The 7,644-nt window shown below is 70.2% G+C and carries 5 protein-coding genes; 3 read left to right on the top strand and 2 right to left on the bottom strand.

Annotated features, from left to right (window positions below; all coding sequences use genetic code 11):
• Both VD972_RS25380 and VD972_RS25375 read left to right on the top strand, forming a co-directional pair.
• A partial coding sequence (locus VD972_RS25380) for a peptidase MA family metallohydrolase (RefSeq protein ID WP_324991249.1) occupies positions 1–1,178 on the top strand: 1,178 nt, incomplete at its 5' end.
• Between the two features lie 134 nt (positions 1,179–1,312).
• Positions 1,313–5,137, top strand: coding sequence for a DUF6982 domain-containing protein (locus VD972_RS25375; RefSeq protein ID WP_324991247.1), 3,825 nt, complete (start codon positions 1,313–1,315; stop codon positions 5,135–5,137).
• A 90-nt stretch (positions 5,138–5,227) separates the two neighbouring features.
• Here VD972_RS25375 and VD972_RS25370 read toward each other — a convergent pair whose 3' ends face one another.
• Complete coding sequence (locus VD972_RS25370; RefSeq protein WP_324991245.1) at positions 5,228–5,839, bottom strand: YceI family protein; 612 nt, start codon at positions 5,837–5,839, stop codon at positions 5,228–5,230.
• 20 nt (positions 5,840–5,859) lie between these two features.
• A complete protein-coding gene (locus VD972_RS25365) occupies positions 5,860–6,681 on the bottom strand; it encodes a class III extradiol ring-cleavage dioxygenase (RefSeq protein ID WP_324991243.1) in 822 nt (273 codons plus the stop codon).
• A gap of 141 nt (positions 6,682–6,822) precedes the next feature.
• Here VD972_RS25365 and VD972_RS25360 point away from each other — a divergent pair.
• On the top strand, positions 6,823–7,644 hold an 822-nt coding region (locus VD972_RS25360), incomplete at its 3' end, for a XylR N-terminal domain-containing protein (protein ID WP_324991241.1).

The raw sequence follows: 7,644 nt of genomic DNA, 5'->3' as shown, positions 1-7,644 counted from the left end.
ATGATGCGGTGATGGCGTACTCGCTGGGCGAGCGCTCCGTGGCCTTCGAGGAGTCCGCGGGGGGCCTGCGCTGTCTGGCCCGCGCGGCGCTCGCCACGGATCAGCGCGGCTCCGCCGAGGAGGCCCTGCGCAAGGGCCTGGCCAACTACCCCAAGGAGGGCGCCTTCGGGCTGGAGCTGGGCAAGCTGCTGCTGGCGGACAAGGACGGGCCGGGCGCCATCGCGGCCCTGGAGAAGGTGCCGCCCCGATCCCCCCAGGCCGCCGAGGCGAAGAAGCTGGCGCAGAAGGCCCGGAGCCTCTCCGCCGAGGACAGCCAGGCGCGCGCGGAGGCCGAGAAGCTGGAGCGGCGCCTCAACGGCGGAGAGGAGCCCTCCCGCGGGAAGACGCGGCCCGCCGTGGCCCAGGACGAGGGCGACACGCGCCCCACCAGCCTCACCTACGAGTCCGGCGTCGGCGAGGACGGCATGCGCACCCGCGCCAACCGGCGCTTCGTCATGAAGTACTTCAACAACAACCGCGACTTCGGCCAGCGCGCCGAGTACGAGGGCCGGGTCGTCGCCGCGCTCGAGGAGGCCTACGAGCACACCCGCGGCCTCCTCGGCGAGGCCCGCGAAGAGCCCGTGGACGTCATCCTCTACACCCGGGAGGAGTTCCGCACCCACCAGGGCGCCTCCCTGGCGCGCGTGGCCGCCGGGCTGTACTCGCAGGGCGCCATCCGCATCAACGGCGGCGCCGAGCTGACCGAGCAGACCAAGGCCACCCTCGTCCACGAGTACGTCCACGCCGCGGTGGACGAGCTCTGCGGCGGCGGCCACCAGCTCCCCACCTGGCTCAACGAGGGGCTGGCCGAGTACGTCGAGTGGCGCTACCTGGGCGGAGACGGCCCTCCCGTGGTCATCGGCAACGCGCTCCGGGGCGCGGCCCGCAGCGGCCGGCTCCCCAGCCTCAGCGGCCTGTCCAGCGGCATGCTCATCCAGAGCTCGGACCCCGGCATGGCCTATGCGACCTCAGCCGTCGCCGTCCGGGAGCTGATGCGCAGGGGAGGGGCCTCCCGCCTGCTTACCCTCATCCGCGAGGTGGGCCAGGGGACTCCCTTTGACAAGGCGCTCCAAGCCCACTACGGGATGGATGTAGCGAAGCTGGACGAAGAGCTCAAGGCGTCCCTCTCCTCCAGGTAGCGGCCGATCGAGCCATTCTGGTCCGTTTACCGGGTGCTGGGACTCTCCTACACTCTTCGCCTCCAAATTTGCGCTCCAGGCGTTCTGGCGGGAACCTCGCACTGCCTACGCCTTACCCGTAGCAAGGTGGACGGATGTCCGACACGCGCGCGGCCATGAGAGAGTTTCGCTTCCTCGATGAGAAGCGAAAGATGGGGAGCCTTTCCCCCACAGAGGAGGCTCGTTGGACCGAGCTGCGTGGACTCCTGGGAGTCCAGGACGCGCCGGCCCAGGAGCCCAGCACGGCAGAGCTCCATCCGCAGCAACCCCAGGGCTATTACGCCGCGGACGGCCAGTGGTACGCCTACCCCGCTGAATCCGAGCAGCAGCAACCCCAGGGCTATTACGCCGCGGACGGCCAGTGGTACGCCTACCCCGCTGAATCCGAGCAGCAGCAGCCCCAGGGCTATTACGCCGCGGACGGCCAGTGGTACGCCTACCCCGCCGGCTATCCCCAGCAGGGCTCCGATCCGAACCAGGCCTACGATCCGAACCAGGCCTACGCCGCCTATCCGCAGCAGGGCTACGACCCGAATCAGGCGGACTACGACCCCAGCCAGGGCTACACGGCTCAGGGCTACACGGCTCAGGGCTACGAAGCTCAGGGCTACGAAGCTCAGGGCCAGTATCCGGCCGAGGCCCCTCAGCAGGCCTACGCCGACGGTTACGCGCAGCCGTACGACCCGGCGGCCCAGGGTCAGACAGAGGCCTCCTGGCCCGCTACGCCCGAGCCTTCTCCCGAGGCCTCCTCCGAGCCTTCCTATGAGCAGCCCGCCCCCGCGCCGGAGCCCACCCCGGGAGGCGCGGAAGACGTCGACTTCTCTGCGCTGAGTGGCTCCACGCCCTGGCGAGCTCCCGAAGAGTCGGCTCCGGCCGCGGCTGACGCGGACACCGCTCAGCAGGTGGAGGCAGATGACTTCGTCGAGGTGTCCGCCGACGAGGTCACGGACGTAGAGGACGCTTCGGATGCTGCGGCCACGTTCGCGGAGGCGAGCAGCGCGCCCGAGGCTGCGCCCGCGCTGTCCTCGGAGACACTCGCCCCGGCGCCCGAGGAGGAGCCCTCCGCGCTGATGAGCGGCGGACTCGATGTCGAGCCTGCGCCCGCGAGTGTGGAGGCCGAGCCCCCGGTAGAGGAGGCCTCGGAGCCCATCGAGCTGGGCGCGGACGATGTCTCGCTGCTCGATGGAGACGTGGAGCCCGAGCCGCAAACCGAGCTCCAACCCGAACCGCAGTTCGAGCCGCAGCTTGAGTCGCAGCCCCTCCTCACCCAGCCGGTCGAGGAGCTGTCCATGGAGGAGGTGCAGCCGGAACCCCCGGCCGCCCTGTCGTCCCCGGCAAGCAGCGACAGCTGGGACTCCGCGCCGCTCGCCGTGGAGCCCGCGGAGCCCCTCCCGGCCGAAGCCGATTCCACTGTCGAGGGGGAGGTCTCGCTCAGTCCCCCTGTTGAAGCAGAGGTCTCGTTCGCCCCCCCTGTTGAAGCAGAGGTCTCGTTCGACTCCCCTGTCGAAGCAGAGGTCTCGCTCACCTCGGAGGACATGGTCGAGGAGGCCCCCTTCCCCACGGCGCCCGAGCCTGCGGAGAGCATCGACACGACTCCCGTCCTCGAAGCAGCCCCCTCCGAGGAGCTGTCCGAGCCGCCTCAGGATCCCGCCAGCCCCGAGGTGCCTACGTTCGAGGCCTCCGAGCTCGAGATGGAGCCGACGGAAGCGCAAACCTCTGCTCCCCTGGCTTCATCCTTCGAGCAGGACTCGCCTGAGCCGGCCGTGGAGCTCCCCGCAGCGGAGGAGCCGCCCACCTTCGACGTGGCCGACCTCGGCGCCGAGATCGAGCCCGAGTCCTCGGCGCCGAGCCACTCCGCTGAAATGGAGCCGCCGTCGCTCGAGCTCCGCCCGGTGCAGGCCGGCTCCTCCGGAGAGGACTTCGATCTCTCTGGCAACCCGGAGGAGGCCGTTCCGCTCGCAACCAACGCGGACTTCGTGCCGGGCATCACGGAGCGCTCCTCGTGGAACTCGGAGAGATCGATCGAGCTCTCCAGCGAGTTCACGCCGGAACCCGGCAGTGACGTCATCGAGCTCACCGAGTCGTCCATCGACACGCAACCCGCAGCGCCCTCCGCCTCCCCCGAGGAGCAGGGCTGGAGCTCCGAGTCGGCGCCCGAGGAGGCGCCGTCCCTGCAGGCCGAGCCCTTGCCCCCTGCGGACGAGTGGGGCGCTCCCGCTCCCCAGGAAAATCCGTGGGCCGAGGCCACGCCCGCCGCCACCTCCTCCGAGTGGAGCGCCACACCTGAGGACAGCACGGGCGCGTCGGCTCCATGGAGCGCGCCGGTCCAAGAACAAGACGATCAGCCGATCCTCGAGGCGACGCCCGAGGAGCAGGAGCAGCCCTGGACGACACCGCCCGAGCCCACGGCCCAGAGCGAGGAGTGGCCCTCCAGCACGCCCCAGGACACAAGCTGGCAGTCCTCCGCTGCCCCGACACCGGGCTGGGAAGCCACGCCCGAGGAGCCCGCGCAGGAGCTCGAGCCCGCGCAGGAGCTCGAGCCCGTTCCGCAGCAGGAGCCCGCCCAGGAGTGGTCCCAGCAGCAGGCCGCCGCTCCCCCGCCGGAGCCCGAGCGCGCCGAGTGGGCCGAGCCCGAGCCCGAGTGGCTCAAGGATCCGCCCAAGCGCGACGTGTTCGGCGAGACCACGGAGATCAGCAAGCTGTCCTCCGATCAGGAGATTGACGACGTGCCTCAGGAGCCATGGCAGGGGGGGCCCAGCCCCTTCGCTGCTCCCATGGACGATCTGGGGGCTGGGACTCCCCAGATGCAGCAGTACCCCGCGGACCTGAGCGCCTTCGGAGCGCCGATCCAGAACCTGGCGGATCTGGACTACGCCACCACCGCCAACACCCCGCCACCTCCACCGATCGAGGCCACCTCGGCCGAGCCGAGCATCGACGTCACCTTCGATGACGCACCGCCGCCTCCTCCCGTCGAGGCCTCCTCGGACGACCCGAGCATCGACGTCACCTTCGACGACGCGCCGCCGCCTCCTCCCGCCACCGAGGAGCTGCCAGTGATGGAGCTCGCGGAGGTCGAGTTCACCGAGGAGCCCGCCCCGGCCGCTCGCGCTCCCATCGCGATGCCGCCTCCCCCGCCCCCGGCGGCGAGGGCCGTGCCACTCCCCGCGCCTGCTGCCATCCCCATGCCACCGCCCGCCCCTGCGGCGGCCCGCGCGCTTCCTCCCCCAGGGGTCGCTGCGCCACGCGTGCCAGTACCGCCTGCCCCTCCTCCCGCGGCCCGCGCGGCACACCTGCCGACAGCGCCTGGCGCGGCCGTCCCGCTCCCTTCTCCGGGAGTCGCGCGTCCCTCTGCAGCGAGCATGCAGGCCATGAGCGCGGCGGCCCCCTCGGCCCCGGCGCGGGCCTCCTCTGCGGCGCTGGCCCCCGTGGCCCTCCCGCCACCTGCCCCCCGTGCGGCTGCGCAGACCGAAGCAGCGATCGAGGAGCTCCCCCTCTTCGAGCCGCTGGGAGTTCCGCTCACGCCCTCCGCCTCCGCGCAGACCTCCTGCTTCGTGGAGGGCGAGCACCGCGTCATCATCCACACCGTGGAAGGCCAGGTGAAGCGCGGCATCATCCGCGACGTGGATCTGCTCGACGAGACCATCCCGCTCGAGCAGCAGACCGGCTTTGCCCCCGAGCGCATCCCCGGCAAGCGCGTGAAGGCCATCTTCTTCATGCTCCCCGCCGGCGCCCGTCAGCCGCAGACCGAGGGGCAGAAGATCCGCGTCACCTTCAGCGACGGCCGGCAGATGGCGGGCTTCTCGCGCGACTTCAAAGAGGGCGGTCAGGGCTTCTTCTTCATCCCCGCTGACAGCCGCACCAACACCGCGCGCATCTTCGTCTACCGCTCCAACGTCCAGACCGTCGCCGAGGGCTAGCCTTCCACGCCAGGCGCTCCCGCCCGCAGCAAAAGAGGGGCCTCGTTCACCGAGGCCCCTCTGGGATCCGCTCATGGGAGCGGTGTGAGACTACTTGGCGGGCGCGGGCAGCTTCCGGAGGGCCTCGATCTCGAGGAACACGGTGACCTCGTCACCCACCGCCACGCCACCGGCCTCCAGCGCCTGGTTCCAGGTCAGGCCGAAGTCCTTCCGGCTGATCTTCGTGGTCGCCGAGGCGCCCCGCCGCATCTCCGGCTGGCCGGGGTACTTGATCTCCGGGGTCGGCCCGTCCACGTCGAGGACGGCCTGCTTGGTGACGCCGTGAATGGTGAGATCGCCGGTCACCTTGAGCTTCTTGTCGCCCGCCTTCTCTACCTTCGTCGACTTGAAGGTGATGTTTGGGTACTTGGCCACGTCGAAGAAGTCCGGGCTCTTCAGGTGGTTGTCGCGGTTCGGCTCCCGCGTGTCGATGGTCGACGCGTCGATCGTCACGTCGACGGAGGACTTGGTGATGTCCTTGTCGTCGACGTTGAGCTTGCCCGTGACCTTGCCGAAGTTGCCCCTCACGTTCGTCACCATCAGGTGCTTGACGGCGAACTGAGCGGTGGTGTGCGCCGGATCGAACACATACTCAGCGGCCATTGCCAGCGACGGCACGGTGAGGGCAGCAGCGGCGATAGCAGACTTCAGTAGCATCTTCATGACTTCCTCCAGACAGCGGTTCAGGTGCGCAGCGCGAAGCTGCGCATGGACATGGTTCCGTGATGAAAGCCCTCGTAGACGGGAGTGACCCGGTCCTCGGGGAGGGCAGCGCCGAGGACGAAATAGAGCGGAACAAGGTGCTCGGTACTGGGATGCGCCAGCCGCGCATTCGGTGCGGTGGACCAGGCGCGCAGGCCCGTGAAGTCCTTCGCCGCAAGCCGCTCCGCCACCCACGTGTCGAAGGCCTGGGCCCACGCCTCCGCAGGCGCGTGCTTGTCCTGGAACACCACCCGGCGCAGGTTGTGCGTCACCCCTCCACTGCCCATGAGCATGACGCCCTGGGCCCGCAGGGGACGCAGGGCCTCGCCCATCCGCGCCACCTCGTCGGCCGTGGCACCGCGAGGCATGGACAGCTGCACCACCGGGAGCTTCGCCTCCGGGAGCGCCAGCCGCAGTGGCACCCAGGTGCCGTGATCCAACCCACGCGAGGGATCCTCCGCCGCCGGGATGCCCGCGGAGGTGAGCCGCGCCGCCACCTCGCGCGCGAGCACGGGCTCTCCGGGGCACGGGTAGGTGAGCTGGTACAGGGGCTCGGGGAAGCCGCCAAAGTCGTAGATGAGGGGCGGGGCTTCACTCGCGGTGACACGCACGCCCCCCGCCGTCTCCCAGTGCGCGGAGACCACCACCAGGGCCCGCACCCCCTTCAGTCCCTCCGCGAAGGCCCGGAGCGCCTGGGGATAGGCATCCGTGTCGAGCGCCACCATGGGCGAGCCATGAGACACGAAGCACGCTGGCGCCACGGACGGCCCCGCCACCTCGCGTCTGTCGAACTCCGTGCCCATGGGCGGTGCTAGATAGCAACCCTCACGCCATCTTCCAAGACATTCCAAGTGCTCGGAATCATTAAACCGGGAACTCACAGGCGTGCACAAAGGCTCTCAGATTGATAGTCATACCCATCGTTCTGGAAGGAGCAGGGAGCCATGGCAGCGCGACTGGAGCTGGACCTACGCGAGTTGCTGAGCTTCGAGCCGGGGGGTGGCCTCATCCACTTCGCCGGGCAGCGGGCGTTGTTGATGGATGCGGTGGCGCTGGGGCTGCTGCGCAAGGAGCTCATTGGCACGGTGGGGATGACGGCGGCCCGCGGCATCCTGACGCGGCTGGGCTTCGCGCACGGGTGGCGCACGGCCGAGGCCATGAAGACGGCCTTCCCGTGGGCAGATGAGGGGGCGTGGCGGCGGGCGGGAGGCCAGCTGCACACGCTGCAGGGGCAGGTGCTCTTCGAGCCCGTGGAGCGCAAGCCCGAGGAGGGACCTGAGCCCTTCGCCGAGGCCCTGTGGCGCGAGTCCTACGAGGCCGAGCAGCACCTGCTTCACCTGGGCCGGGCGGACCAGCCGGTGTGCTGGAGCCTCACCGGGTTCGCCAGCGGGTACATGAGCTACTGCCACGGCAAGGCCATCTACTGCCTGGAGACGCGCTGCGTGGGGAAGGGGGACGCGGTCTGCCAGATTGTCGGCAAGCCGGCCGAGGAGTGGGGCCCCGAGTCCGTGGAGGCGCTGCGCTTCTACGAGACGCAGTGCATGGAGGGCACACTGGGGGAGGTGGCGGAGGCGCTCAAGCAGGCCGAGCAGAAGCTGCGGCTGAAGCAGCGGAGCCTGGCGCGGGTGACGGGGGACACGGGCGACCCGTCCGGCATGGTGGCGCGCACGGAGGAGATGAAGCGGGTGCTGGGGCTGGCGCGGCGCTCGGCGAAGGTGGACACCACCATCCTCATCACGGGCGAGAGCGGCGTGGGCAAGGAGCGC

The sequence above is a fragment of the Hyalangium sp. genome (assembly GCF_035629615.1).
Lineage (GTDB): Bacteria > Myxococcota > Myxococcia > Myxococcales > Myxococcaceae > Hyalangium.
This window is presented reverse-complemented; position numbering and strand designations above follow the sequence as displayed.

What these genes read in the sequence shown, in the direction of transcription:
- VD972_RS25370 (WP_324991245.1), bottom strand. Translation starts at nt 5,839, where the DNA reads ATGAAGATGCTACTGAAGTCTGCTATCGCCGCTGCTGCCCTCACCGTG.
- VD972_RS25365 (WP_324991243.1), bottom strand. Translation starts at nt 6,681, where the DNA reads ATGGGCACGGAGTTCGACAGACGCGAGGTGGCGGGGCCGTCCGTGGCG.
- VD972_RS25375 (WP_324991247.1), top strand. Translation starts at nt 1,313, where the DNA reads ATGTCCGACACGCGCGCGGCCATGAGAGAGTTTCGCTTCCTCGATGAG.